This is a genomic window from Streptomyces sp. Da 82-17 (assembly GCF_046098215.1).
Taxonomy (GTDB): Bacteria; Actinomycetota; Actinomycetes; order Streptomycetales; family Streptomycetaceae; genus Streptomyces.
Window position 1 is genome coordinate 42,236 of sequence record NZ_JBJURH010000029.1, and the last position, 23,569, is coordinate 65,804.

At 71.1% G+C, this 23,569-nt stretch carries 20 protein-coding genes; 7 read left to right on the forward strand and 13 right to left on the reverse strand.

Going from position 1 to position 23,569, the window contains the following annotated elements; translation table 11 throughout:
- Positions 1-83: 83 nt before the first annotated feature.
- From ACIDOF_RS34065 to ACIDOF_RS34095, 7 genes are all read right to left on the reverse strand, one after another.
- Entirely contained in the window at positions 84-1,616 is a 1,533-nt protein-coding gene (locus ACIDOF_RS34065; protein ID WP_409010081.1) for an alpha-N-arabinofuranosidase, read from the reverse strand.
- 159 nt (positions 1,617-1,775) lie between these two features.
- Positions 1,776-2,876: an endo-1,4-beta-xylanase gene (locus ACIDOF_RS34070; RefSeq protein WP_409010082.1), complete on the reverse strand. Its 1,101-nt coding sequence runs from the start codon at positions 2,874-2,876 to the stop codon at positions 1,776-1,778.
- Positions 2,877-2,952: 76 nt separating this feature from the next.
- Entirely contained in the window at positions 2,953-5,265 is a 2,313-nt protein-coding gene (locus tag ACIDOF_RS34075) for a glycoside hydrolase family 3 N-terminal domain-containing protein (protein ID WP_409010083.1), read from the reverse strand.
- Positions 5,266-5,318: 53 nt separating this feature from the next.
- Complete coding sequence (locus tag ACIDOF_RS34080) at positions 5,319-6,122, reverse strand: carbohydrate ABC transporter permease (RefSeq protein ID WP_409010120.1); 804 nt, start codon at positions 6,120-6,122, stop codon at positions 5,319-5,321.
- Between the two features lie 38 nt (positions 6,123-6,160).
- The gene (locus ACIDOF_RS34085; RefSeq protein WP_409010121.1) at positions 6,161-7,174 is read right to left on the reverse strand and encodes a carbohydrate ABC transporter permease; all 1,014 of its coding nucleotides are present in this window, start codon (positions 7,172-7,174) and stop codon (positions 6,161-6,163) included.
- A 5-nt stretch (positions 7,175-7,179) separates the two neighbouring features.
- Positions 7,180-8,523: an extracellular solute-binding protein gene (locus ACIDOF_RS34090; protein ID WP_409010084.1), complete on the reverse strand. Its 1,344-nt coding sequence runs from the start codon at positions 8,521-8,523 to the stop codon at positions 7,180-7,182.
- Between the two features lie 127 nt (positions 8,524-8,650).
- Entirely contained in the window at positions 8,651-9,709 is a 1,059-nt protein-coding gene (locus tag ACIDOF_RS34095; RefSeq protein ID WP_409010085.1) for a LacI family DNA-binding transcriptional regulator, read from the reverse strand.
- Positions 9,710-10,271: 562 nt separating this feature from the next.
- On the opposite strand from ACIDOF_RS34095, the gene ACIDOF_RS34100 reads away from it, so the two are divergent.
- The 4 genes from ACIDOF_RS34100 to ACIDOF_RS34115 all read left to right on the forward strand — a co-directional run bounded on the left by ACIDOF_RS34100 (position 10,272) and on the right by ACIDOF_RS34115 (position 14,701).
- Positions 10,272-11,399 (forward strand): non-reducing end alpha-L-arabinofuranosidase family hydrolase, encoded by a 1,128-nt coding sequence (locus ACIDOF_RS34100; protein ID WP_409010086.1) that lies wholly within the window; start codon positions 10,272-10,274, stop codon positions 11,397-11,399.
- Positions 11,400-11,470: 71 nt separating this feature from the next.
- Positions 11,471-12,385, forward strand: coding sequence for an alpha/beta hydrolase (locus ACIDOF_RS34105; protein WP_409010087.1), 915 nt, complete (start codon positions 11,471-11,473; stop codon positions 12,383-12,385).
- Between the two features lie 205 nt (positions 12,386-12,590).
- Positions 12,591-13,544, forward strand: coding sequence for an endo-1,4-beta-xylanase (locus ACIDOF_RS34110; RefSeq protein WP_409010088.1), 954 nt, complete (start codon positions 12,591-12,593; stop codon positions 13,542-13,544).
- 191 nt (positions 13,545-13,735) lie between these two features.
- On the forward strand, positions 13,736-14,701 hold the full coding sequence (locus tag ACIDOF_RS34115; protein ID WP_409010089.1) for a glycoside hydrolase family 6 protein: 966 nt from the start codon (positions 13,736-13,738) through the stop codon (positions 14,699-14,701).
- Here the strand turns inward: ACIDOF_RS34115 and ACIDOF_RS34120 are convergent.
- From ACIDOF_RS34120 to ACIDOF_RS34130, 3 genes are all read right to left on the reverse strand, one after another.
- Positions 14,689-15,075, reverse strand: a complete 387-nt coding sequence (locus ACIDOF_RS34120; RefSeq protein WP_409010090.1) for a VOC family protein — start codon at positions 15,073-15,075, stop codon at positions 14,689-14,691. The two genes, ACIDOF_RS34115 and ACIDOF_RS34120, sit on opposite strands and share 13 nt — an antisense overlap.
- A 96-nt stretch (positions 15,076-15,171) precedes the next feature.
- The gene (locus ACIDOF_RS34125; protein ID WP_409010091.1) at positions 15,172-16,629 is read right to left on the reverse strand and encodes a uracil-xanthine permease family protein; all 1,458 of its coding nucleotides are present in this window, start codon (positions 16,627-16,629) and stop codon (positions 15,172-15,174) included.
- Complete coding sequence (locus tag ACIDOF_RS34130) at positions 16,626-17,747, reverse strand: arylsulfotransferase family protein (RefSeq protein ID WP_409010092.1); 1,122 nt, start codon at positions 17,745-17,747, stop codon at positions 16,626-16,628. Before ACIDOF_RS34130 ends, ACIDOF_RS34125 begins: the two co-directional genes overlap by 4 nt.
- Before the next feature lie 161 nt (positions 17,748-17,908).
- Between ACIDOF_RS34130 and ACIDOF_RS34135 the strand changes: the two genes are divergently transcribed.
- The gene (locus ACIDOF_RS34135) at positions 17,909-18,493 is read left to right on the forward strand and encodes a helix-turn-helix domain-containing protein (protein WP_409010093.1); all 585 of its coding nucleotides are present in this window, start codon (positions 17,909-17,911) and stop codon (positions 18,491-18,493) included.
- On the opposite strand, the gene ACIDOF_RS34140 is transcribed toward ACIDOF_RS34135, so the two are convergent.
- The 3 genes from ACIDOF_RS34140 to ACIDOF_RS34150 form a co-directional block, all read right to left on the reverse strand.
- Positions 18,396-18,863 (reverse strand): triose-phosphate isomerase, encoded by a 468-nt coding sequence (locus tag ACIDOF_RS34140; RefSeq protein WP_409010122.1) that lies wholly within the window; start codon positions 18,861-18,863, stop codon positions 18,396-18,398. The genes ACIDOF_RS34135 and ACIDOF_RS34140 overlap by 98 nt on opposite strands.
- A 694-nt stretch (positions 18,864-19,557) precedes the next feature.
- On the reverse strand, positions 19,558-20,478 hold the full coding sequence (locus tag ACIDOF_RS34145; RefSeq protein WP_409010094.1) for an NAD-dependent epimerase/dehydratase family protein: 921 nt from the start codon (positions 20,476-20,478) through the stop codon (positions 19,558-19,560).
- A gap of 203 nt (positions 20,479-20,681) precedes the next feature.
- Complete coding sequence (locus ACIDOF_RS34150) at positions 20,682-21,890, reverse strand: saccharopine dehydrogenase family protein (RefSeq protein ID WP_409010095.1); 1,209 nt, start codon at positions 21,888-21,890, stop codon at positions 20,682-20,684.
- A gap of 70 nt (positions 21,891-21,960) precedes the next feature.
- Here ACIDOF_RS34150 and ACIDOF_RS34155 point away from each other — a divergent pair, with 70 nt between their 5' ends.
- Together ACIDOF_RS34155 and ACIDOF_RS34160 are read left to right on the forward strand one after the other, a co-directional pair.
- Positions 21,961-22,536, forward strand: a complete 576-nt coding sequence (locus ACIDOF_RS34155) for a TetR/AcrR family transcriptional regulator (RefSeq protein ID WP_409010096.1) — start codon at positions 21,961-21,963, stop codon at positions 22,534-22,536.
- Positions 22,537-22,641: 105 nt separating this feature from the next.
- A complete protein-coding gene (locus ACIDOF_RS34160) occupies positions 22,642-23,568 on the forward strand; it encodes an acetoacetate decarboxylase family protein (RefSeq protein ID WP_409010097.1) in 927 nt (308 codons plus the stop codon).
- Position 23,569: the final 1 nt, after the last annotated feature.

Genomic DNA, 23,569 nt, shown 5'->3' on the forward strand with positions numbered 1-23,569 from the left:
GACTGGTGAGCCCGAGAGCGCAAGCGAACCAGCTGGTCGTTGCCGGGCTGCGGCGCCCCGGTGCACATCGCGGGCCCGCGGCCTCAGGCCAGACGGATCACGTTCCAGGACAGCGGTTCGAGTACGGCGGTGAGGGTGCCGTCGGCGAGCGTGGTGCCGGTGACCGGGTGTGGGGTGACGCGGTCCGGGGCGGCGAGGGTGTTGCGGGCGTCCGGGTCGGCGTCGGCGAGCGCCGTGTGCTCGGCGATGCGGCTCAACTCCAGGCCGTGCAGGGCCACTTCGAGGGGCAGCGGCCGGGCCTGGTCGCGGTTGACGGCGAAGACGGTGACGGTGCCGTCGTCGGCGCGCACGGCGGTGGCGTGCAGCAGCGGCACGTCGCCGTACTTGGCCGTCGGGTACGTGGGCGCGGCCACGCGCACGTCGAGGACCTCGCCGCGGCCGTGCCGGGAGGCCTGGGCGAAGGGGAAGAAGGTGGTCTGGCGCCAGGCGGGGCCGCCGGGTTCGGTGAGGATCGGCGCGATCACGTTGACCAGCTGGGCGAGGCAGGCGACGGTGACACGGTCGGCGTGCCGGAGCAGCGCGATCAGCAGCGAGCCGAGCACGACGGCGTCGGTGACGGTGTAGTTGTCCTCGAGGAGGCGCGGCGCCTCGGGCCAGTCGAGGGAGCCGGCCTGGGTCTCGGTGCGGGACTGGTACCAGACGTTCCACTCGTCGAAGGAGAGGTTGATCTTCTTCGGTGACTTGAGGCGGGCCCCGATGTGGTCGCAGGTGGCTACGACGGCGTCGATGAAGGTCTCCATGTCGACGGCGGAGGCCAGGAACGAGTCGCGGTCGCCGTCGAGTTCCTCGTAGTAGGCGTGCAGGGAGACGTAGTCCACGAGGTCGTACGTCTCGGCGAGGACGGTGGCCTCCCAGGCGGCGAAGGTCGGCATGGCGCGGCCGGAGGAGCCGCAGGCGACCAGCTGCACGTCCGGGTCGAGTTGCCGCATGGCGCGGGCGGTCTCGGCGGCGAGGCGTCCGTACTCCTCGGCGGTCTTGTGGCCGGTCTGCCAGGGGCCGTCCATCTCGTTGCCGAGGCACCACAGGCGGATGCCGAAGGGCTCCTTGTCGCCGTGGGCGCGGCGCAGGTCCGAAAGGGCCGTTCCCGAGGGGTGGTTGGCGTACTCCTGGAGGCGCAGCGCGTCCTCGACTCCGCGGGTGCCGAGGTTGACGGCCATCATCGGCTCGGCCGGGCCGCCGAGTTCGCGCAGGAAGCCCATGAACTCGGAGAGGCCGAACCGGTTGGTCTCGGTGGACCGCCAGGCCGGGTCGAGGCGGCGGGGCCGCTCCTCGACGGGGCCCACGGAGTCCTCCCAGCGGTATCCGGAGACGAAGTTGCCGCCCGGGTAGCGGATCACGGTGACGCCCAACTCCCGTACGAGGTCCAGGACATCGGTGCGCAGACCGTTCGCGTCGGCCGACGGGTGGCCGGGTTCGTAGAGGCCGGTGTAGACGCAGCGGCCCAGGTGTTCCACGAACGACCCGAAGAGCCGCGGATCGACCGTGCCGACGCGGAACGCCGGGTCGAGGGTGAAGCGGGCGCGGCCGGAGGAAGCGGGCTGTACGGCACGGGACATGGCGTGTTCGGCCCTTTCGGTTCGCGTACGGGGGAGCGCAACAGGCGTGCGCAGTAGGGGCGTTGGTGTACGGAGGCTGCGGGGGCGGTTACTGGCCGGCCACTCGGACCGGTGTGGGGAACGGGTTTCGCGGCTCGTGCTCGGCCTCGCGCACCACGGTCAGTGCTGCCGGTCCTCCTTCTTCGCTGCGGCCGAGAGCGCCGCGCTGATCGCGTCGTACGCCGGCTTGTGCCGGAGGTTCTCGTCCCACGGCAGCGCCGCGCCCTCGCCGGGGAAGGTGCCCGGGATCCAGGAGTGGCGGTCCGAATAGCCCCAGGTCGTGATGCCGACACAGCGCTCGACCGCGAGGCAGGCGCGGGTCACCTGGCCGTACCAGTCGGCCTGGCGGGCGAGTTTCGCGGTGTCCGACGGCAGGATCATGCGGATGTCGAGCTCGGTGATCGCGACATCGATGCCGAGGTCGGCGAAGCGCTGGATGTTCTGCCGCAGCTGGTTCGGGAAGCCGTTCTGCAGCGCCAGATGGGCCTGCATGCCGAAGCCGTCGACCGGCACGCCGTCCGCCTTCAGCCGCTTGATCAGCGTGTAGTACGCGTCCGACTTCGCGCCGACGGCCTCGACGTTGTAGTCGTTGAGGTACAGCTTGACGTCCGGGTCGGCGGCGCGGGCCCAGCGCAGGGCGTCGGCGACGTAGGACGGGCCGATGGTCTTGTAGAAGATGTTCTCCCGGTAGGTGCCGTCCTCGTTCATGATCTCGTTGGCGACGTCCCAGTGGACGACCTTGCCCTTGTAGTGCGTGACCACGTTCGTGATGTGGTTCTTGAGGAGGGAGCGCAGTTCGTCCGCGGTCCAGTTGCCGGAGGTGAGCCAGTCCGGCAGCTGCTGGTGCCAGAGCAGGGTGTGGCCGCGTACCGAAAGGCCTTTGCTCTGCGCGTAGTTGACGATCTCGTCGCCCTGGGTGAAGTCGAATTCGCCGCGTCGCGGTTCGGTGGCGTCCCACTTCATGCTGTTGCCGGCCGTGGTCTGGCCGAACTCGCTGCCGAGCAGGTTCGCGTACTCGGTGTCGGCGAGTTCCGGGTTGTCGACGGCGGAGCCGAAGTAGCGGCCGGTCCGGTCGGCCAGTTCGTGCAGCGTCGGCGCCGCCTTCTCGCCGTCGGCGCCCGCCTGGGCGGCGGGGGCCGGGGCGAGGCCGAGCAGCAGGGCCGCGGCGGCGGCGAGCGCGGCAGATCCGACGCGGGAGCGGTGTGCGGGCGTGCGGGGCATGGTGCATCTCCTCGACTGTGGGGTGGGGCGGTGCAGTTGCCTTGCGCGGAACGGACGGGGAAGCGGGCTCGGGGGGCTACTTCACGCGCAGCTCGCACCGCATCCGGCGGTCGTGCCCGACCTCGCGCACCGGCCCCGTCAGCGTGAGCGGCACGGTGTGGTGGACGCGTTCGCTGGACGCGCCGACGCGCAGTTCGAGGGCGCCCGGTTCGACGACGCGGCGGCCGTCGGCGCCGGTGTACGCCGCGAGGTCGGCCGGGAAGGTGGCGTGGACCTCGGCGGACGCGCCGGGGTCGAGGGCGACGCGGGCGTAGCCGACCAGCCGGACCTCGGGCCTGGTGACGGTGCCGACCGGGTCGTGCAGGTAGAGCTGGACGACCTCGGTGCCGGGGCGGTCGCCGGTGTTGCGGACGGTGAGGCGCACGGTGGCCTCGCCGTCGGTGGGCAGTTCGGGCGCGTCGCACTCGGGGGCCTCCCAGGCGAACGTCGTGTACGACAAGCCGTGCCCGAAGGGGTAGAGGGGGGTCGGGTCCACGGTGCTGGGGAAGCCGTTCCGGCCGAGCGGCGGGGCGAGGTAGGGGGCGGGCTGGCCGCCGGGGTGGCGGGGCACGGCGACGGGCAGCCGCCCGGACGGTGCGACCCGCCCGGACAGTACGCCCGCGACGGCGCCGCCGCCCTCCTGCCCGGGGAAGAACGCCTGGACGACGGCCGCCGCCCGGTCGGCCCAGCGGCCGAGCGCGTAGGGCCTGCCGCTGAGGACGACGATGACGACCGGCGTGCCGGAGGCCACCGCCTCGTCGAGCAACTCGTCCTGACCGTAGGGGAGTTGCAGGTCCTCGGCGTCGCACCCCTCGCCCGAGGAGCCGCGCCCGAACAGGCCCGAGCGGTCCCCGACGACGGCCAGGCAGACCTCGGCGGCGGCCGGGTCGTCGCCGAACACGGCGCCCGGCAGTTCGGTGCGCAGCGCCTCCGCGAGCGTCGGCACCTCGACACCGATCGGTAGCTCGGGGTGGTGGACGCCGACGTGCCGCGGGAACGTGTAGCAGCCGAGCATGGCGGCCTGCTCGTGGGCGAGCGGGCCGAGCAGCGCGATGCGCAGTCCGTCGCTCAGGGGCAGCGCCCCGGAGTCGTTGGCGAGCAGGACGACCGACTCCTCGGCCACCTGCCGTGCCAGCTCCCGCAGGTGCGGGGGATTCAGGTCGACGGGCCCGCCGCCGGACATGGGCCCGCTGCCGGACACGGACCCATCGCCGGACACGGAGCCATCGCCCGATACGGGCCCGCCGACGGCAGAGGGCGCCACGTCGGGCAGCGGCTCCCAGTCGGGGTCGAGCAGTCCCAGTTCGCACTTCTGCGTGAGCACGCGCAGCACCGCCCGGTCGAGGAGGTCCTCGGGCAGCGGGTCCGCGGGGCTGAAGCAGCGCGCCGCCGGAAGTTCCACGTCGACACCGGCGGCAAGGGCGAGCCGTGCCGCGCCGCCCTCGCCGTCGGCGACCCGGTGCGCCTCTTCGAGGAGGGAGACGCCGTAGTAGTCGGAGACCACGGTGCCGCTGAACTCCCACTGCTCGCGCAGGAGTTGGGTGAGCAGCCCGGCGTGGGCGTGGGCGGGCAGGCCGTCGATGTCGTTGTAGGCGGGCATCACCGAACGGGCGCCGCCCTCGCGCAGGGCCATCTCGAACGGCGGCAGGATCACGTCGGCGAGTTCGCGCGGGCCGAGCGAGGCCGGAGCGTGGTTGCGGGCGGCGCGTGAGGCGGAGTATCCGGCGAAGTGCTTGAGGGTGGCGACGACCCCGGCGGTCTCCAGGCCGCGTACGTAGGCCGTGCCGATGGTGCCGACGAGGTACGGGTCCTCGCCGATCGCCTCCTCGGTGCGACCCCAGCGCGCGTCCCGTACGACGTCCAGGACCGGGGCGAGTCCCTGGTGGACGCCGACCGCGCGCATCGACGTACCGATGGCCCGCGCCATCTCGGTCACCAGGGCGGGGTCGAAGGTGGCGCCCCAGGCCAGCGGGGTCGGGAACACGGTGGCCTGCCAGGCGGTGAACCCGGTCAGACACTCCTCGTGGGCGATCGCGGGCAGGCCGAAGCGGTTGCCGCCGCGGATGGTCCGCTGTAGTTCGGTGAGCCGGGCGGCGCCCTCGCCGGGGTCGACGGGCACGGTGCCGAAGGGGCGGGTGAGGTGGCCGAGGCCGTAGGGAAGCAGCGCGTCGAGGGCGGCGCTGCGGGACGCGTAGGTGTGCTGGCCGGGAGCGACGTCCGCGCCCTCGGTGTCGGCCCCGACCCACACGCTGGACAGCTGGGCGGTCTTCTCCTCGGTGGTCATCCGGGCGAGCAGGTCCGCCGCCCGGGTGCGGGCGGGCCGGGTGGTGTCCTGCCATGGCTCGACCATGGAACTCCTCAAGTGCGGTGCGAACAGGGGGTGTTGGCCTGTGCGGGCAGCCGTCAGCCCTTGGTGGCGCCCAAGGTGATGCCGCCGATGAGCTGGCGTTCGGCGACGGCGTAGAAGCCGAGCGCGGGCACCATGGCCAGGACGAGATAGGCGAAGACGCGGGCGATGTCGGTGGCGTACTGGCCCTGGAACTGCTGGACGCCGACGGGGATCGTCCACCAGGTCTGCTCGCTGAACACGAGCAGCGGCAGCAGGAAGTTGTTCCAGCTGGCGACGATCGCGAGGATCGACACGGTGCCGAGCGCGGGACGCGCCATGGGCAGCAGGATCCGCCAGAAGAAACCGAGGGGTGAGCAGCCGTCGAGCGTGGCGGCCTCCTCCAGCTCGCCGGGGATCTCGCGGAAGAAGCCGCGCAGGATGACGATGGTCATGGGCAGGCCGAACGCCGCCTGCGGCAGGATCACGCCCCAGGGATTGTCGAGCAGTCCGAAGGTGCGCAGCAGGATGAACAGCGGCAGGATCGCCACGGCGAACGGGAACATGAGCCCCATCGTGAAGAGCGTGAAGAGCAACTCCCGCCCGCGGAAGGCGAATCGGGCGAGCGCGAAGGCCGCGAGGGCGGCGGCGCCGACCGTGAGCACGGTCGTGCCGACGGCGATCAGGGTGGAGGAGCCGAGCATCCGCCAGAACGATCCGGAGGCGAGCACGTCGGTGTAGTTGGACGTCACCCACGGCGAGGGCAGCCCGAAGGGGTTCCGGGAGAGCTGGTCGGTGGACTTGAAGCCGGACACGAACGCGTACAGCAGCGGCGTCACCATGAGCACGCCGACCAGCCACACGGTCACGTACAGCGGCATGGACCGCAGCCGGCTCCGTCCGGCCGTCGACGGGGCGCTCATCGGGAGGCTCGCATGGTGGTGAGGGCTCCTTCGGTGTCACGGCGCAGCACGGAGCGCTGGTAGACCAGGGCGAAGACGAGGCTGATGAGGAACATGGCGATGCTGATCGCGCTGGCGTAGCCGATCTGGTAGCGCTTGAAGCCGAACTGGAAGAGGGTGACGGCCATCGTCTCGGAGTGGTGGTCGGGGCCGCCCTGGGTCACCACCCAGACCAGGTCGAAGAGTTGGATGGCGCCGATGACGGAGAGGAAGACGCTCATGCGGATGGTCGGGCCGAGCAGCGGCAGGGTGATGGCGCGGAAGCGCTGCCAGGGTCCGGCGCCGTCGATGCGCGCTGCCTCGTGGAGCTCGGCGGGGATGCCCTGGAGCCCGGCCAGGTAGAGCATCATGTGGAAGCCGAAGTACTTCCAGGTCATGACGAGGAAGAGGGTCGGCAGGACGGTGTCCTGTCCGGCGAACCAGAGGCCCCCGGCGCCGTCGAGGCCGATCAGGCCGAGGACCTGGTCAGCGAGCCCGTCGTCGGGCGCGAAGATCATGGAGAAGAGGACGCCGGTGATGACCTCGGACAGGACGTAGGGGGCGAAGAACAGCATCCGGTACAGGGCCCGGCCGCGCAGCCTCTGGTTGAGCAGCACGGCCATGCCGAGCGCGAACGGCAGTTGGACGCAGACCGAGAACAGCACGAGCAGCAGGCCGCGCCACAGGTCCCCGAGGAAGACCGGGTCCTGCAGGAGCCTGCTGTAGTTGTCGAGGCCTGCGTAGTCCGAAAGGGCCCCGAATCCGCCCCAGTTGAAGAGGCTGACGTACACGGCGTACAGGATCGGGGCGAGCACGAGCGCGCCGAACAGGAGCAGGGCGGGCAGGGTGAATCCGACGGCGGTCAGCCACTCGCCGGCCCGCCGCGCCAGGGGCCGCCGGCCGCCGGTGCCCGGCTGGTGCGCCGACTTCTTCCTCGTCCTCTTCGGCGGCACGGCGGCGGGCGCGGAGTCCTGCACGTGCGCGGAGGTCATGTCGGTCACTGGCTCTTCGCGACCTGCGTCACCGAACGGGCCACCTGCTCGGGCGACTTGGACCCGGCGATGAGGGCGGCGACCGAGTCGTTGATCTCCTGGCCGACGGCGGACGGGAGGGCCTGGTCGAGGTAGAGCTGGAAGCCGGTCGACTTGGCCAGCGCAGCGGAGACGTGCCTGAGGTTGCGGTCGGTCAGGGCGTTGGTGGCCTCCTTGACGACGGGCATCATCGAGCCCTTCGACACGAGGACGCGGTCGGACTCGGCAGACAGGAAGAACTTCAGGAAGTCCACGGCCGCCTTGGGCGCGCCCTTGCGCACCGCGTATCCGCCGCCTCCGCCGAACACGTCGGTGACCGCTCCCTCGCCGCCGGCCACGGCCGGGAACGGGAAGAATCCGAGGTCTTCGCCGATGCCCTTGCCCGCGTCGGCCTGCACGACGGGCGCCCACTGGCCCTGCAGCTCCATGGCCGCCTTGCCGTTGCCCATCACGGCCGCCTCGCCGTTGGGGGTGGAGTACGCGGCGCCGAGGAAGCCCTTCTGGAACGGCTGGAGGCCGACCAGCTCCTTCAGGTACTCACCGGCCCTGAGGAAGGCGTCCCCGGTGAAGTCCTTGGAATCGACGGCCTTCTGCATGCCGTCCACTCCGGCGATCCGCAGGGCGAGGAACGCCCAGAAGTACATGCCGGGCCACTTCTCCTTGCCGGCGAGGGCGATGGGGGTGATCCCGGCGCTCTTCAGCTTCCTGACGGCGTCGAGGTAGTCGGCCCAAGTGGTGGGCGGGGCCTTGATCCCGGCCTTCGCGAACAGCGCCTTGTTGTACCAGAAGCCGACGGCGCCGATGTCGACGGGCACGGCGTACGTCTTCCCGTCGAACTGGTACGGCTCCAGCGACGCCGGTACGAACGTGTCCTGCCAGGAGTCGAGGGAAGGGGTGAGGTCCTCGACGAGCCCCGCGTCGATCTGCTGCTTGAGCACACCGCCGCCCCACGTGTGGTAGATGTCCGGAAGCTTTCCGGAACTGGTGAGGGCCGTCAGCTTCGCCTTGTAGGCGTCGTTCTCCAGCGCGACGGGCTTGATGCGCACGTCCGGGTTGGCCGCCTCGAATGCCTTGGCCCGCTCCGGCCACACCGACTTCGACGGCTCCGTGGTCTGGATGTGCCACCACTCCACGACGGTCCTGCCCTGGCTGTCGGTGGTGGCGGCGCCGGAGTCCGAGCAGGCGGACAGTCCGGCCGCGCCCAGGCCGACCGCCGAGGCGGTACCCAGGAACCGGCGGCGGGAGAAGGCCGAGAAGGAGGGGGACGTGGGGCCGGATGCGAACACGGCGGCACGGTCGAAGGCTGGCATGGCGCACCTTCCGGAAGTGATCCGATAATTATCGGGAGACGGCCTCGGAAGTTACGGGCATGCGTCGGGGGTGTCAACGGCCTTGGCGAAAAAGGCCGTTGACACCCCCGCGGAGTGTGATGTTCCGTCAGGCCTGCTGCGGCGGCGCGGTGCTGGAGCGAACCACCAGCTCGGTGGCGAGCTCCACGCGCGGGGACGCGGGCGCGACGGACCGGGCCAGGTCGAGGACGACGCGGGCCGCCAACTTGCCCATCTCCGCCAGCGGTTGGCGCACGGTGGTGAGCGGCGGCGCCGACCAGCGCACCTCCGGCAGGTCGTCGAAGCCGACGACGCTCATGTCCTCGGGCACGCGCAGACCGCGCCGGCGCAGCGCCTCGATCGCGCCGAGCGCCATCTGGTCGCTGGCGGCGAACACGGCGGTCGGCGGCTCGGCCAGGTCGAGCAGCTGGTTGCAGCCGGTGAATCCGGACTCGTGGTAGAAGTCGCCGGGCACGATCAGGGCGTCCTCGGCGGGTAGCCCCGCGACGTCGAGCGCGGCCCGGTACCCGTCGAGCCTGGCCCGCGAGCACAGCAGCCGGGGCGGGCCCGCGATGAACCCGATCCTGCGGTGGCCGAGGGCCAGCAGGTGCTCGGTCGCGGCCATCCCGCCCGCCCAGTTGGTGGCGCCCACGGTGGGCTGCTCCGAGGCGTGCGACCCGGCCGGGTCGATCACCACCAACGGCACGCCCAGGCGCCGCAGTTCGTCGTGGAGTCCGGGTTCGAGCACCGAGGTCACCAGGATCACGCCGTCCGACGCGCGGGCCCGCAGGTTGGTCATCCACTGCCGGGCGGCGCCCGCGCGGTCGTGGATGGCCGAGACCACGGTGCCCACCCCGGCCTCGTGCGCGGCCTCCTCGACACCCCGGATGATCTCCACGGCCCAGGGGCTGTCCAGATCGTTGAAGACCAGGTCGAGCAGGGCCGCGCGGTCGCCGGGGGCGGGCGGGCGGCGCCGGTAGCCGTGCAGGTGCAGCAGGTCCTCGACGCGGGCCCGGGTCGCGGGTGACACGTCCGAGCGCCCGTTCACGACCCGCGAGACGGTCGGCACGGACACCCCGGCCTCGCGCGCGATGTCGGTGATCGTCACCTTGGCCGGCCCGTCCGGGCGCTGTGTGGCTGTCCTGCGCTGAGCGCCGTCCCGGGCCACGTTCCCCACCTCCGTCGACACACGCTTCCGAAAGGTCTCCGGACGCCTTCCGGAAACTGTAGGACACGCCGTCGACCGCACACCGGTCAAGCCCTCGTTCCGTACGGCCCGCCGAACACCGGGGCCGAACCTGCCCGCGGGGCGCGTCCGATGCTCGGCGGGGTTTGTACGGCATCTCGGATGACCCCGCGTCAATCGGCCGGTGGGTTCGTAAAATAGAGCCTTGTTCGGCATCGCGAACGTTCCGGAATCGTGCCGATCCGTACCCCGTCGGTCGGCGATGCCGCAAAGTGCCTGCTCAGTACGGGAGTTGAGGGCTGCGCGCGGAAACTTCACCGCAACTGTTTCGGGACTCGGCCGAAAAAGTTGCGTTCGCAGCGTTGACCGGACTCCGTCGACCGCCCCATCATTCCAACGTCCGAAGGTCCGGCGTCCGTCCGGTATTTCAACCACCCTTTCGGCCATCCTTTCGGCATCCTTCGGTCTTGTCCGGTCCGGGTTCTCCGGCCGGCCACGCACGCTCACCAGATGCGCACCATTCGAGCCGCCAGGGAGCTGCCCCATGCCCTTGAAACACCGCCTCCGCGCCCGCCGCCCCCGCCATGCCTTGGCGGCCCTTTCCGTCGCCCTGCTGGCGGCATCGCTCGCCGTACCCGCCCAGGGGGCCACGCCCACCGACACCTCCGCTCAGGCCGACAGCTCCGCTCAGGCCGGCACCTCCGCTCAGGCACTCCCGGGAAGCTTCCGGTGGTCGTCCACCGGGCCGGTGATCTCACCGCAGCAGGACGGGAGCAACTCCGTCGCCGTCAAGGACCCCTCGGTGGTGCGGGACAAGGACGGCAGGTGGCACGTCTTCATGACCACCGCCGCGCGCACCACCGGCGACTGGAGCCTGGCCCACACCAGCTTCACCGACTGGTCCCAGGCTGCCGGTGCGAAACAGACCCACCTGGAGACCGCCTCCCAGATCGGCCGCGGCTACCGTGCCGCCCCGCACGCCTTCTACTTCGCCCCCAAGGACGAGTGGTACCTCGTCTACCAGACCGGGCTGCCGTCGTTCTCCACGACGAAGAACATCAACGACCCGACCAGCTGGTCTGCGCCGAAGAACTTCATGAGCAGCGTGCCCGACATCGTCAAGCAGAACATGGGCAACGGCAACTGGCTCGACTTCTACGTGATCTGCGACCAAGCCAAGTGCTACCTGTTCTCCGCGGACGACAACGGCCACGTCTACCGGTCCGAGACCACGCTCGCCAACTTCCCGAACGGCTTCACCAACACCCGAATCGTGCTCCAGGACTCCCGCTTCGCGCTGTTCGAGGGCGGCGCCGTCTACCGCGTCAAGGGCACCGACACCTACCTGCTGCTCTGGGAGGCCATCGGCTCCGACGGCAACAGGTACTACCGCTCCTTCACCTCCAAGGGCCTGGGCGGTACGTGGCAGCCGCTCGCCGCCACCGAGGCCAACCCCTTCGCCCGCTCCACCAACGTCACCTTCCCCGGTGGTGCCTGGACCAAGGACATCAGCCACGGCGAGCTGCTCCGCTCCGGCAACGACCAGACCATGACGATCGACCCCTGCCGGCTCCAGCTCCTCTACCAGGGCCGGGACCCCAACTCCGGCGGCGAGTACTCGCAGTTGCCCTACCGGCTCGGCCTGGCCACACAGACCAACCCCACCTGCTGAGACCCCTCTGCTGTCCCCTCCATCCCCCCTGCCATCCCTGTCCCCTCTGTCCCCCACACAAGGGATCAACCATGTCGCCCAGTCGACGCACCTTCCTCGGCCTAACCGCGGCCGTCGTGGCGGGAGCGAGCACCCCTCTGCTCGGCTCCGCCCTGCGCCCCGCCCCCGCATCCGCCGCCGAACCGGCCGCGCCCGCCGCCGAGTTCGCCGTCGGAGTACGCCAGTTCAACTGGAGCCGCGGCGCCCGCCGACTGTTCACCAAGGTCTTCTACCCCACACCCGGCACCCCCGGCGGCGCCCCCACACCCGACGCACCGCTCGCCGACGGCGTGTTCCCCGTCGCCGAGTGGAGCCACGGCATGTACGGCAACTCCGACTCGTACGCCTCGCAGACCCACGCCATAGCCGCCGCCGGCTTCATCTGCCCCGCCCCCTCGTTCCCCGACAACACCAACCTCGGCTCGGTGTACGGAGGCGAGTGGTCGAGGGACGTCTCCGAGGTCGTCACCCGGACCCTGGCGCTCGACGACGTGCCGGGCGGGCCCTTCGCCGGGCACATCGACACCGCGGCCGGGGTCGGAGTCTCCGGACACTCCATGGGCGGCATGACCACGCACGGTCTGGTGACCGCCTGGCCCGACGACCGCATCGTCGCCGCGGTCCCCGTCGCCTGCGTGGACATGGGCACCCCGGCCGCCTCGGTCGACGCGGGCGTGCTGTTCGTCCACGGCGACCGGGACCCCACCTGCCGCTACGAGCTGGCCCGGCAGGCGTACTCCGAACTCTCCGCGCCCAAGGCGTTCCTCACCCACCTCGGCGGAGACCACGCCGCGTACCTGAACCCGGGGCATCCCACCTTCGGCCAGACCCAGAACACGCTCGTGGACTGGTTCCGCTGGCGCCTGTACGACGACACCGCCGCCCGCGACCGCCTCCCCGCCGACGCCGCCTCCCCGGGCACCCGCTGGGAGTCCGCCCTGACCTGACGGGAGTCGGCCGCCCCCCCCCCGGCCCCTTCACACCATCACGCCCCACCCCCTACCACCCCCCGACAGAGAGGCACCCGCAATGACCGACAGGTCCTGCAGCAGGTCTTCCAACAGGTCTTCCAACAGGTCGTCCAACAGGTCGTCCCCAAGGCGCGCTCTGCGTCGCACCCGCGCGGCGCTCACCGCGCTGGCCGGCGGCGCCATGGCGGCGGCAGCCGTCCTGACGTTCGCGCCCAGCGCCCATGCCGCCGACACCCTCGGGGGCAGTGCCGCGCAGAGCGGCCGGTACTTCGGCGCCGCCGTCGCCGAGCAGCACCTCGGGGAGGCGGGTTACGAGTCCACGCTCAACCGGGAGTTCTCCAGCGTCGTCGCCGAGAACTCGATGAAGTGGGACGCCACGGAGCCCGCCCCGAACCAGTTCAACTTCAGCGCCGGCGACCGGCTCGTCGCGTACGCACAGCAGCGCGGCAAGACCGTCCGCGGCCACACCCTGGTCTGGCACGCCCAGCAGCCCGGCTGGGTCCAGGGGTTGACCGGCGACGCCCTGCGGCAGGCGATGCGCAACCACATCACCAAGGTCGCAGGCCACTACGCGGGCAAGATCGACTCCTGGGACGTGGTCAACGAGGCCTTCGAGTGGGACGGCAGTCGCCGCCAGTCCAACCTCCAGCGGCAGCTCGGCGACGGCTGGATCGAGGACGCCTTCCGCACCGCGAAGGCAGCCGACCCCAAGGCCAAGCTCTGCTACAACGACTACGGCACCGACGGCATCAACGCCAAGAGCGACGCCATCTACCGGATGGTCAGGGACTTCAAGGCACGCGGCGTACCGATCGACTGCGTCGGTTTCCAGAGCCACCTCGACTACAACTCGAACCTGAGCACCTACCGGCAGAACCTCCAGCGCTTCGCCGACCTCGGCGTGCACGTACAGATCACCGAGCTGGACGTCGGCGGCTGGGGCAACGACCAGACCAACGTGTACCGGCAGGTCACCCAGGCCTGCCTGGCCGTGTCGCGGTGCAACGGCATCACGGTGTGGGGCGTCACGGACAAGTACTCCTGGCGCTCGGACGTGACCCCGCTGCTCTTCGACGGCAACTACCAGAAGAAGCAGGCGTACGGAGGGGTCCTCGCCGCGCTGAACGGCGCGTAGGCCGGACGCCGACCGATCGACTGGCCTGACCACCGGCCTGACCGACCGCCCTGACCGGCTGGCCGGGGCCCGGCGACCGTCCCGCCGGGCCCCGTGCCGTGGCGAGCGCTCCCGCACACGCCACCGACCTTCGGGCCCGTATCAACTCCCCCCACCTCAAGTCCCCCCACCGGAAAACCGAGGTACCTGTCATGCGCCGCAGACTCCTCGCCCTGGCGGCAGCGCTCTCCGCACTGCCGCTGGCGCTCGCCACCGCCCCGTCGGCCCACGCGGCCGACCCGACGACCCTGACCGACGGGTTCTACGTGGACCCCGACTCCAGCGCGAAGCGATGGGTCGCCGCCAACCCCGGCGACGGCCGGGCGCGCCACATCGACGCCGCCATCGCGAACACGCCGACGGCCCGCTGGTTCGGCTCCTGGAGCGGCACCATCGGCACCGCCGCCGGCGCCTACGTGGGTGCCGCGGACGCCCGGAACAAGCTGCCCGTCCTCGTCGCCTACAACGTCTACAACCGCGACTACTGCGGCGGGCACTCCGGGGGCGGAGCCTCCTCGCCGGCCGCGTACGCGGACTGGATCGCCCAGTTCGCGGGCGGGATCGCCGACCGCCCCGCCGTCGTCGTCCTCGAACCGGACTCCCTCGGGGACTACGACTGCATGACCCAGGCGCAGATCGACGAACGCGAGAGCATGCTGACCGGAGCGCTCGCCGAGTTCAACCGCCAGGCCCCCAACACCTGGGTCTACCTCGACGGCGGCAACCCGGGCTGGGCGAGCGCGGCGACCATGGCCAAGCGCCTCCACGAAGCGGGCCTGCGGCAGGCCCACGGCTTCTCGCTCAACATCTCCAACTACCTGACCACGGCCGAGAACACCGCATACGGCAACGCCGTCAACAGGGAACTCGGCGTCCGGTACGGCTACACCAAGCCGTTCGTCGTGGACACCAGCCGCAACGGCAACGGCTCCGACGGCCAGTGGTGCAACCCCGCGGGCCGCCGCATCGGCACCCCCACCCAGCAGGGCGGAGGCGCCGAGATGCTCTTGTGGATCAAGGTCCCGGGAGAATCCGACGGCGACTGCGGCGTGGGAACCGGCACCACGGCCGGACAGTTCCTGCCGGAGGTCGCGTACAAGATGATCTACGGGTACTGAGGGGAGCGTTGCCGTGGCCCTGGCGGTACGAAGACACAGAACTCATTGCCTTCCGGGTCGGTGAGTACGGACCAACGAAAGCCGTGCTCGCGGTGGTCGCCCGAGACCTGCCGTGCACCGAGTTGTTCGAGTCGTGCGACCTCGGCGGCTAGGTTACTGGTCCCGAAGTCGAGGTCCAGGTGCATCCGGTTCTTGCCGCTCTTCGGCTCCGGAACTCGGTGCAACAGCAGGGTTGGCGCCGGGGCGGGGGCAGTCAGGCTGAGGTAAGGGGGCGCGTCCAGGGCGCGCCGGTATTGCAGCGGTGCGAGCGCGGCGAGCCAGAACTCGGCTTGGGCCTCAGTGTCGACACAGTCCAGCGTCACGACGATTTGCATGCCGGGAATGTAGGGGAGAGCAGCTGCCGCGGCCACCCGGTAGGCGCGCTCCCCTCCCTCCCGGCCGAAGGAGGCGGCCGGGAGGGAGGGGAGGCCTCAACTCCCCGCCGTAACCGTCCCATTGGCCCGGGGGAGCCGTGCGCGGAACAGTGCGTGCAGCAGTACCGCCGTCACCGTGCCCGCCACCACCCCGTTGCCGAGGACCGTACGCACCCCCTGCGGGAACGCGTCGTACAAGCCCGGCGAGACGACCGGCAGCAGGCCGGCTGCCAGGGCCACGGCCGCGGTGGTCGCGGCCGTGTGGTCGCCGAGCCCGGCGCGGCCGAGCATCTCGACGCCCAGAACCGCGATCACCGCGTACACGACGAGGGCCGAACCGCCCACCACCGGGGCCGGTACGGCGACCAGGGCCCGGGACACCGGGGCGAGCAGGCCGACGGCGACCAGCAGGACCCCCGCTCCCGCCGTGACGTAGCGGCTGCGTACCCCGGTGAGCCGCCCGATGCCGATGTTCTCGGCGCTGGTCACCATCAGGGACGTGCCGAACAGCCCGCCGACCAGGGAGACCAGGGCATCCGCGCGGGCCACCCGTGGAACGTCGCGGGCCGGTGCGGCGGGCCGGCCCGACACCTCGCTGTTGAGCACCGTCTGGCCGGTGATCTCCGCGAGGGTGGTGAGGGAGAACAGCAGCAACGGCAGCGCGGCGAGCAGGTCGAACTCCGGTGCCCCGTAAGGAAGTACGCGGGGCAGCGCGGACGGCGCCCCGCCCGCCCCCGTCGTCAACTCGCCCAGCCCGAGGGCGACTCCGAGCCCCGTGCCCACGACCATCCCGATGAGCACCGCCGTCTGCCGCCACACCCCGCGCAGGGCCAGGAAGGCGACGACGGTGGCCGCGACCGTGAGCCCGGCCAGCAACACGGCCGTCCGGCCCCCGCCTTCACTTGGTGACGCGTCCCCGCCGCCGGTGACGAGACCGGCCGCCACCCGGACCATGGAGATCCCGATGAGCAGCACGGTCACGCCCATCACCAGCGGCGGGAAGAGCCGCACGATCCGCGCGTAGAGCGGTACGACCGCGAGCAGCAGTCCTGCCGCCAGAAGCACCGCACCGCTCGCGACGGCGGGTCCCCGGTCGGCCGCGATCTGCAGGAAGAGCGCCGCGGCCGCACCGCCCGGCAGCATCACGAACGGCAGCCGCGCCCCGAACTTCCACACGCCGAGCGACTGCAGCAGCGAACCGGCGCCGCACAGCACCAGGACGGTGCTCAGGAGGGCGGCCGTGTCGGCGGGGGAGAGACGCAGCGCGGCCGCCGTGAGGAACACCGTCGACACGGGCGCGGCGGCCATCGCCAGCACGTGCTGGACCGCGAGCGGCACGAGACGGCGCACCGGCACGCGTTCGTCGGCCGCGTCAAGTCCCGCGGCCGCAGCAGGACTTGAGGCGGCCGACGGCGCCGCGACCTCGGACACCGCGCCCACGCCGCCCCCGGACTCCGCACTCGCACCCGCACCCGCACCCGCGTCCGCGTCCGCGTCCGCGTCAGCCCGGCTCACGGCGCGGCCGTGAGCGAGCCGAGGACCTCCGCCGGGTAGCGGTAGGCCCGGAACACCGCGTTCGGCTCGGCCGGGAAGAGCCGCCGCACCTCCGACTCCTCGTAGCTGCCGAAGTGCGGCACCACGTACTCCCAGCACAGATAGCCGTCCGCGGTCACCTCGAAGAGGCGGCCGCCGGGGGAGTCCGTCACCAGGGTGTTGCCGTTCGGCAGCCGCTGCGCCGAGCCCATGAACGGCGCGAAGAAGGACTCGCGCGCCGGGTCGTGGTACTCCCAGGCCACCTTGCCGGAGGCGCGGTCGATCTCGATGACCCGCGAGTACGGCACGTCGTGGCCCGGCCGGAAGACGCCGTTGTCGAAGACGAGGAAGTTGCCGTTCGCCAGCTCGGTGGGGGCGTGCTGCTGCGACACCGTGCCGGGGTCGGTGCGCCACAGCACCTCGCCGGTCTCACGGCTGATCACGACGACCGCCGACACGCTGCGCAGGCTGGCCAGGACGGTGCCGTCGGCGAGCGGGGTGACGCTGTTGATCAGCGGCCAGTGCTCGCGCGAGTAGTCCGGGTGCAGCGGGTAGGCGTCCGGATCGAGGTGGTCGGCGGCGCTCCAGGACCACAACAGCGTGCCGTCGGCGGCGACTTCCTTGATGGTGTCGGCCCACACCGTGCCGTCCGGCTCGGACCCGGGAACCCCGCCCCGCACCGCGGCCGCACGCTCCCCGCGCAGCGGCTCCAGGGCGGTGTAGAGGATGCGGCCGTCCTCCGAGTGGTGGGCGTCGTGGTGCTGGTACGGGTCCCGGTGCTCGTGCAGCACGGTGCCGTCGGCGGCGGCCTTGAGCATGACCCCGCCCCGGTACTTGTGCCACATCGGGAACAGCGCCTGCTCGCCGGGCAGCACCCCGTTGTACGCGAGCCGCCCGTCCGCGAGCAGCCGGGCGTGCCGGCCCGGGCGGTACGGCAGGCTCCAGGTGTGCACCGGTTCGCCGTGCAGGTCGACGAGGTACACCTCGCCGCTGCCGGTGAGCGGCGCGAACAGAGTGTGGCCGGGGCTCGCCGCGTCGGAGTCGAGCGCGATGAGTCCGGTGCCGCGACGGCGGCGCTGGTTCTGGTCCACGGGAGGCACGAGGGCCCTCACTTCCACGATCGGTCAAAGTTTTTTTGACGAGCTGAAACTCCTTTGAAGCTAGGTGAGTTGTGTGGCAGCAATGTGTCGGCCGTACGAAATCAGCTCCGGCCCCCGCCGGCGGGTACGGGCGGCCGGCGGGGACATGAGAGTCTGCGCAGGTGGACGACCAGATACGGAACGACCGGGCCTCGGACGGGCAGGAGCGCAGGTTCGGCGACGCCCTGCGGCGTCGCCGGCGCGCCCTCGACCTCACGCTCGCCGCGGTCGCCGAACGCAGCGGCCTGTCCGTGCCGTTCCTGAGCCAGATGGAGAACGAACGGGCCCGGCCCAGCATGCGCTCCCTGCAGCGCGTCGCGGACGCCCTGCAGACCACGGCCGTACAGCTGCTCGCCGCCGCCGACGCCCCGGCACGCAGCGTCGACCTGGTCCGTGCCGACGCCGACGCCGCCCTCGCCCCCGAGACCGGGGTACGGCCGCTCGTGCGCGGCAGACAGCAGATGCACGCCCTGGAGTTCACCGGGGAGCAGCACGCCGACCGTGAATTCCGGCACCGCAACGACGAGTTGATGTACGTGGCCGACGGCGCCGCCGAGGTCGAGGCCGAGGGCCGCACCCACCGGCTCACCGCCGGGGACACGCTCTACCTCACGGGCGGAGTACGCCACCGCTGGCGCACGACAGCACCCGACACGCGCGTCCTGATCGTGGCGGTGTCGGACCACATGCAAACCGACGGGATCTGAGCCGACCGGCCAGCAAGGTCTCGCGTCTCGGGCCCGGTTGGCGGGGACCGGGGCCGGGGCCACGCTGGCCGCGATCCGGGTCCGGGTGCGGGTTGCAGAGGGAGCGCGCCCCCTCCAACCCACCCGCCGCCGACTGCGGCCACCCGGCACCTCCGCGGTGCCGCCGGAACACCTTGGCCGTTCGTGCATGGATAGCGGGGCACGACTCGGAAGCCGTGCCGCAAGGCGGCAGCGACCTTGAGGGCCGTGCGGGCGTCGTTCTCGGCGAAGGGGTGCGGCGTTCCGAGTGGCCGATCTCGACCAACTCCGCGCCCGCGTCCGCTGCTTGGGGCACCGAGACCTCGCCTGTCCAGGCGTCGGCTTCGCCCAGTGGCGTTCTGCTCGCCGGTCAGGACGGGACAGTCGCCGTCAGCGGCGGTACGCCGATGGAACACGGCGGTGGGCCGAGCACGGGATCGCGGCCGAGAAGGAAGCGGAAGCCCTGGCGGGGCTGGGGAGTTGAGGGGGAAGGCCTCGATCGCCAGCGGTGCGGCAGAGTTCGCCTCGTACGGCCGCCATCCGCTCCAGGACACCGGCGCTCCGCCACGCCGGAGGGTACGGAGAAGACCGGTTCGAGGGCTTCGTGGGCGCCGGCGAGTTCACCGCGAAGCAGCCGGGCGCGTGCCAAGTCCACGGAGGCCTGGGGCGAGATGAGGATCGGCCGCTCGTCCTCGGTGGAGAAGCCCAACTCGCCACCGATGTCGTCGTGAAGGCCATCGCGGTCCCCGGTGCTCTGTGCGTGTCACCGCTACGCCGCCCGAGGTCGGCGTGATGGCTGATCGTGATACGGGGATACTCCGCTGCCATGAAGTGCACATCGCGGTCGCTGAAGGGCGACAAGAGTGCAGTCCGGAGCGGCATTTGGCCGCTCGGCACATGGGCCTCACCATCGGATCCGTGTCCTCAGCACGCATGTCGAATCTCCGTCGGCTCTTCCAGTGCGTCACGGGCATCACGCCGTCGGGGTACCGGAGCCGCTTCGGCATCGCGGCACGAGTCGACCGGCAGGGGGGCCTGTCGGCGGGTCAGGCGGTGAGGATCCGCTCCACTCCCTCCCGATAGCTCGTGACCTGGAATTCGGGAAAGCGGGCCGCGAACTTCGAGCTGTCGAAGATGTTGTCGTCCCGGTAGCGGGCGAGCAGCTCGTACATCTCGTCGAGCGGCTTGACGAAGCGGCGGCCGAGGCGGAAGGCGAGCATCGGCAGTACCGTGTAGCCGATCTTGCGGCCGGTGACCTCCCCGGCGATCTCGATGAGCTGGGCGTAGGACTTCCGGTCCGGGTCGACCGGCAGGTGCCACGTCTGGCCGTAGGCATCCGGCGTGTTGCCGAGCAGGGCGAGAGCGCGGCTCGCGTCGGGGGTCCAGATCAGCGAACGCTTGGCCTGGGCGTCGACCGGGACGAACGGCCGCTTGCCTGCCTTGATCCGGTCGAACACCAACGAGTTCGTGTAGCTCTTCGTCCGGCCGGGACCGTAGAACTCGGGCGCTCGGCCGATCAGGGCTTCGACCCGCCCGGACCTCATGGCCTCCAGCAGCATGGTCGCGAGCTCTCCGCGGACCCGTCCCTTGCGTCCGCCCGGAGCGAAGGCTGTCGACTCGGTCTGGGGCGTCGGCGTTCCGGGATACATGTACGTGTTGTCGAAGAAGACGAGCTTCGTGCCGTGTTCGGCGCAGGCGTCGATGACGTTCCGCATCATGACCGGGAACTGCCGCTCCCACAGCTCCGAGTCCAGGGGCAGGCCGACGGTGAGGTAGGCGATGTCGCTGCCCGCGACGGCACGGCTGGTGGCGTCGGCGTCGGTGAGGTCTGCGGCCACGAGCTCATCGGTGTCGTTCACCCTCGACGGCTTGCGGCTGACGAGGCGAATGTCCTTGGTGTGGTTGCGGTAGAGCTCGTGCACGAGCTCGTCGGCGATCGGTCCGCCGGCGCCGAGAACTGTCTGCATGGGGGTCTCCCTGAGGTGGATGGTGCGGGTGACGACGAAGGCTCAACTGCGAGGAGTGTCGTGCCACCACGTGACGATGCGGTCGACCGAGGTGGCTCGGGATTGCCACCCGTGTCGCTCGAACTCGGCGACCAGGGGCCGGTAGTAGCCGGAGCCGATGGCCATCGCCGGTGAGATGAGAACGCGTGCTGGTGCCGCCTTTGTCAACGTCCGGCATGGGTCGCTGTCTGGGAGGCGATCACGGTGAAGGAGATTCCGGCGTCGCCGAGCCTGCGCAGCAGGTTCTCTCCCATCGCGGTGGCGGTGGTGACCTGGCCGGCGGTGGGCGGGTTGTCGTCGAAGGCGAGGCACAACGCCGACTCGGCCAGCATCTTGGCTGTCTCGGTGTAGCCGGGGTCTGCGCCGCTGACCTGGGTGTGCACGGTCTGACCGCCGCCCTCGCCGACGATGTCGACGGTGAACCAGGTGCGATCCCGTCGCTCCGCCGACGGCCCCTCTCCTTGGGGGATGCGTCGGCCGATGGCGCGGCGCAGAGGCGGGACCTGTACGGCTGCCAGGGCCGCGGTGAAGCCGCCGAGTGCGCCGACGACGGTCGCGGCGCGCTGAGCCCCGGCGTAGTGGGAGTAGGTGAAGTCGGGCCCGTAGTCCGGGCGGGCGAGCGCGGAGCGCCGTACGACGTCGGCGTCGATCGTGGGCAGCGGGATCAGCCAGGTCCCGAGCGTGCGGTCGCGACGGGGGCGGCCGATGCGGGCGCGGACCTGTCGTCCCCGCGGTCGCGACTCGAGACGGCGGCGTCCGGCCGCCGCCTTCAGCATGGCGCGCGGTCGCGACAGCTGGCCGAGACCGGAGTGCAGCGTGCCGCCGGAGATGGTGGCGTTGGTGCGGACCACTCCCCGAAGGGTCACCGGCACCCCGGACGGCAACTGCTGGACGGTGAAGAGCGCACCGAGGTCGTGCGGGATCGAGTCGAAGCCGCAGGCGTGAACGATACGAGCACCGGTCTGCTCGGCCGTCGCGTGATGCTCGACGTACATCCGGTCGACGAACTCGGGCTCGCCGGTGAGGTCGACGTAGTCCGTGCCGGCCGCAGCGCAGGCCGCGACCAGTGGTTCGCCGTGCTCCAGGTAGGGGCCGACTGTGCTGATCACGACCCGCGCGGACTCGGCGACGCGGGCCAGGGACTGCGGATCCGAGGCATCGGCATGGAGCAGCGCAACGTCGTCCAGCTGCTGATTGATCCGGACGAGCCGGTCGCGAACGGCCTCCAGCTTGGCCTGGTTGCGTCCGGCCAGGGCGAGCCTGGCTCCGGGAGGGAGATGGGCCGCGAGGTACTCGGCGGTCAGAGCGCCAGTGAAGCCGGTGGCGCCGAGGAGCACGACGTCGAAGCGGCGCGCGTCCGTGCGTGGGGACATCGGGTCTCGGTTCCTTCAGACGTACGATATGTTTACGGTGCTAACAAAGCGTAGGAGGGTGAAGTAAGCAATGTCAACATCGGGCAAGAGTGGCTACCATCACGGCGACCTGCGGGCGGCGCTGCTGTCGACCGCTATGGAGATGCTGGAGAACGGTGAGCCCTTCTCGCTGCGCGCCGTCGCCCGCCAGGCCGGCGTGTCGCCGACCGCGCCGTACCGCCACTTCAAGGACCGCGACGCCCTGGAGTCCGCGCTGGCCGCTGAGGGCTTTCGCGCCCTGCTGGGCGACCTGGGCGGCGGGCACGGCCTGCCCGCATCGCCCGCGGACCTGGCCGAGTTCGCCGTCGCCTACGTCGCCTTCGCGCTGCGACGGCCGGCCCTGTTCGGCGTGATGTTCGGCAAGCCCTGCGACGACGCCGACGACGAGCGAGTCAAGGCCGCCGACGCCCTGCACGAGCTGCTGGCCGATGCGCTCGATCGCGTCTTCCCTGACGCGGACGCCTCGGCCCTGGCGTCGGCCGGCTGGGGGCTCGCCCACGGCCTGGCCTGCCTGCACCTCGACGGCAAGCTGCAGGCCGCATCGGAAGAGGAGGTCGCTGACCGGGTTCGCGGCGCCTTCCTCGCCATCACCTCGGTCGGCTCCTGACGCGCGCCGCCCACCCGCCGCACGCCTCGCATCCTCCATTGTTGACGGTGCTCACATGCCGTGCGATCCTCGGTGTTAGCGGCGCTCACATTGGAGGAGAGGTTCATGGCACCGACTGGAAAGCTGACCGACCGGACCGTGGAGGTCGATCTCGGAGGGCGTCTCGTCACCGTCCCTGAAGGCGGCCTCTACGACCGGTTCCGCATGGACACCGACCTCGACGAGGTCGCACGGGACCCGCGGGTCAGCAGCGTCGACTTCTTCCGCCGGCTGCCGAAGAGCCGCGTGGACTCCCGCATCGGGCCCACGCTGACGCCGAACTTCTACTACCGCATCTCCACGACCCGGCTCACGATGCTCGCGCCGGCCAAGGCGGTCCGAGCCCGCCTGCCCCGGGAGCTGGACCCGCTCGAGATCGCCCCGGGGCTCGGGATCGTCTCCGTGATGGCCTTCCGGTACGACGTATGCGACATCGACTTCTACACCGAAGCAGCGGTCGGCATCGCCGTGAAGCCGGCCCGGCACGGTGGGCTCGGCCTGCTCGACCTGATCGCCGGGCTCAAGAACGACTCCCTGCACTCCTACGTCCTCTCCCTCCCGGTCAACACCGAGATCGCCCAGGTGCGCGGCCACGACGGCTACGGGTTCCCCAAATGGGTCACCGAACTCGACGTCGACATCGACACCGAACGCACCTCAGCCAGAGTCACCAACGACCAGGGCGGCCTCGACCTCGCCCTTTCGGCGCCCACCCCGAAGCAGACCGCCCGGCCCACCGGCGAACACGTCTCGACCCTGACCTCCTACACCACGATCGACGGCGCCTGGCACTCCACGACCAGCCAGATCAACACGCTCTCCTCGGGAACCACCCGCTTCCCCCGCGACCTGGACCTGCAGCTCGGCGAGGGCCGGATGAGCGACGACCTGCGCTCCCTGAAGCCGATCCGGACGATCCAGCTCGACGTCACCACCGAGGGCCAGCTGGCGCTGCACATGCCCGTGCCCACCTCCATCCAGGACCGGAGCTGAG

Coding starts and splice junctions, on each gene's coding strand:
- ACIDOF_RS34145 (WP_409010094.1), bottom strand. CDS start 20,478: ATGCAGACAGTTCTCGGCGCCGGCGGACCGATCGCCGACGAGCTCGTG.
- ACIDOF_RS34115 (WP_409010089.1), top strand. CDS start 13,736: ATGCGCCGCAGACTCCTCGCCCTGGCGGCAGCGCTCTCCGCACTGCCG.
- ACIDOF_RS34160 (WP_409010097.1), top strand. CDS start 22,642: ATGGCACCGACTGGAAAGCTGACCGACCGGACCGTGGAGGTCGATCTC.
- ACIDOF_RS34080 (WP_409010120.1), bottom strand. CDS start 6,122: ATGCCGCTGTACGTGACCGTGTGGCTGGTCGGCGTGCTCATGGTGACG.
- ACIDOF_RS34090 (WP_409010084.1), bottom strand. CDS start 8,523: ATGCCAGCCTTCGACCGTGCCGCCGTGTTCGCATCCGGCCCCACGTCC.
- ACIDOF_RS34105 (WP_409010087.1), top strand. CDS start 11,471: ATGTCGCCCAGTCGACGCACCTTCCTCGGCCTAACCGCGGCCGTCGTG.
- ACIDOF_RS34155 (WP_409010096.1), top strand. CDS start 21,961: ATGTCAACATCGGGCAAGAGTGGCTACCATCACGGCGACCTGCGGGCG.
- ACIDOF_RS34065 (WP_409010081.1), bottom strand. CDS start 1,616: ATGTCCCGTGCCGTACAGCCCGCTTCCTCCGGCCGCGCCCGCTTCACC.
- ACIDOF_RS34075 (WP_409010083.1), bottom strand. CDS start 5,265: ATGGTCGAGCCATGGCAGGACACCACCCGGCCCGCCCGCACCCGGGCG.
- ACIDOF_RS34085 (WP_409010121.1), bottom strand. CDS start 7,174: ATGACCTCCGCGCACGTGCAGGACTCCGCGCCCGCCGCCGTGCCGCCG.
- ACIDOF_RS34110 (WP_409010088.1), top strand. CDS start 12,591: ATGGCGGCGGCAGCCGTCCTGACGTTCGCGCCCAGCGCCCATGCCGCC.
- ACIDOF_RS34100 (WP_409010086.1), top strand. CDS start 10,272: ATGCCCTTGAAACACCGCCTCCGCGCCCGCCGCCCCCGCCATGCCTTG.
- ACIDOF_RS34120 (WP_409010090.1), bottom strand. CDS start 15,075: ATGCAAATCGTCGTGACGCTGGACTGTGTCGACACTGAGGCCCAAGCC.
- ACIDOF_RS34150 (WP_409010095.1), bottom strand. CDS start 21,890: ATGTCCCCACGCACGGACGCGCGCCGCTTCGACGTCGTGCTCCTCGGC.
- ACIDOF_RS34070 (WP_409010082.1), bottom strand. CDS start 2,876: ATGCCCCGCACGCCCGCACACCGCTCCCGCGTCGGATCTGCCGCGCTC.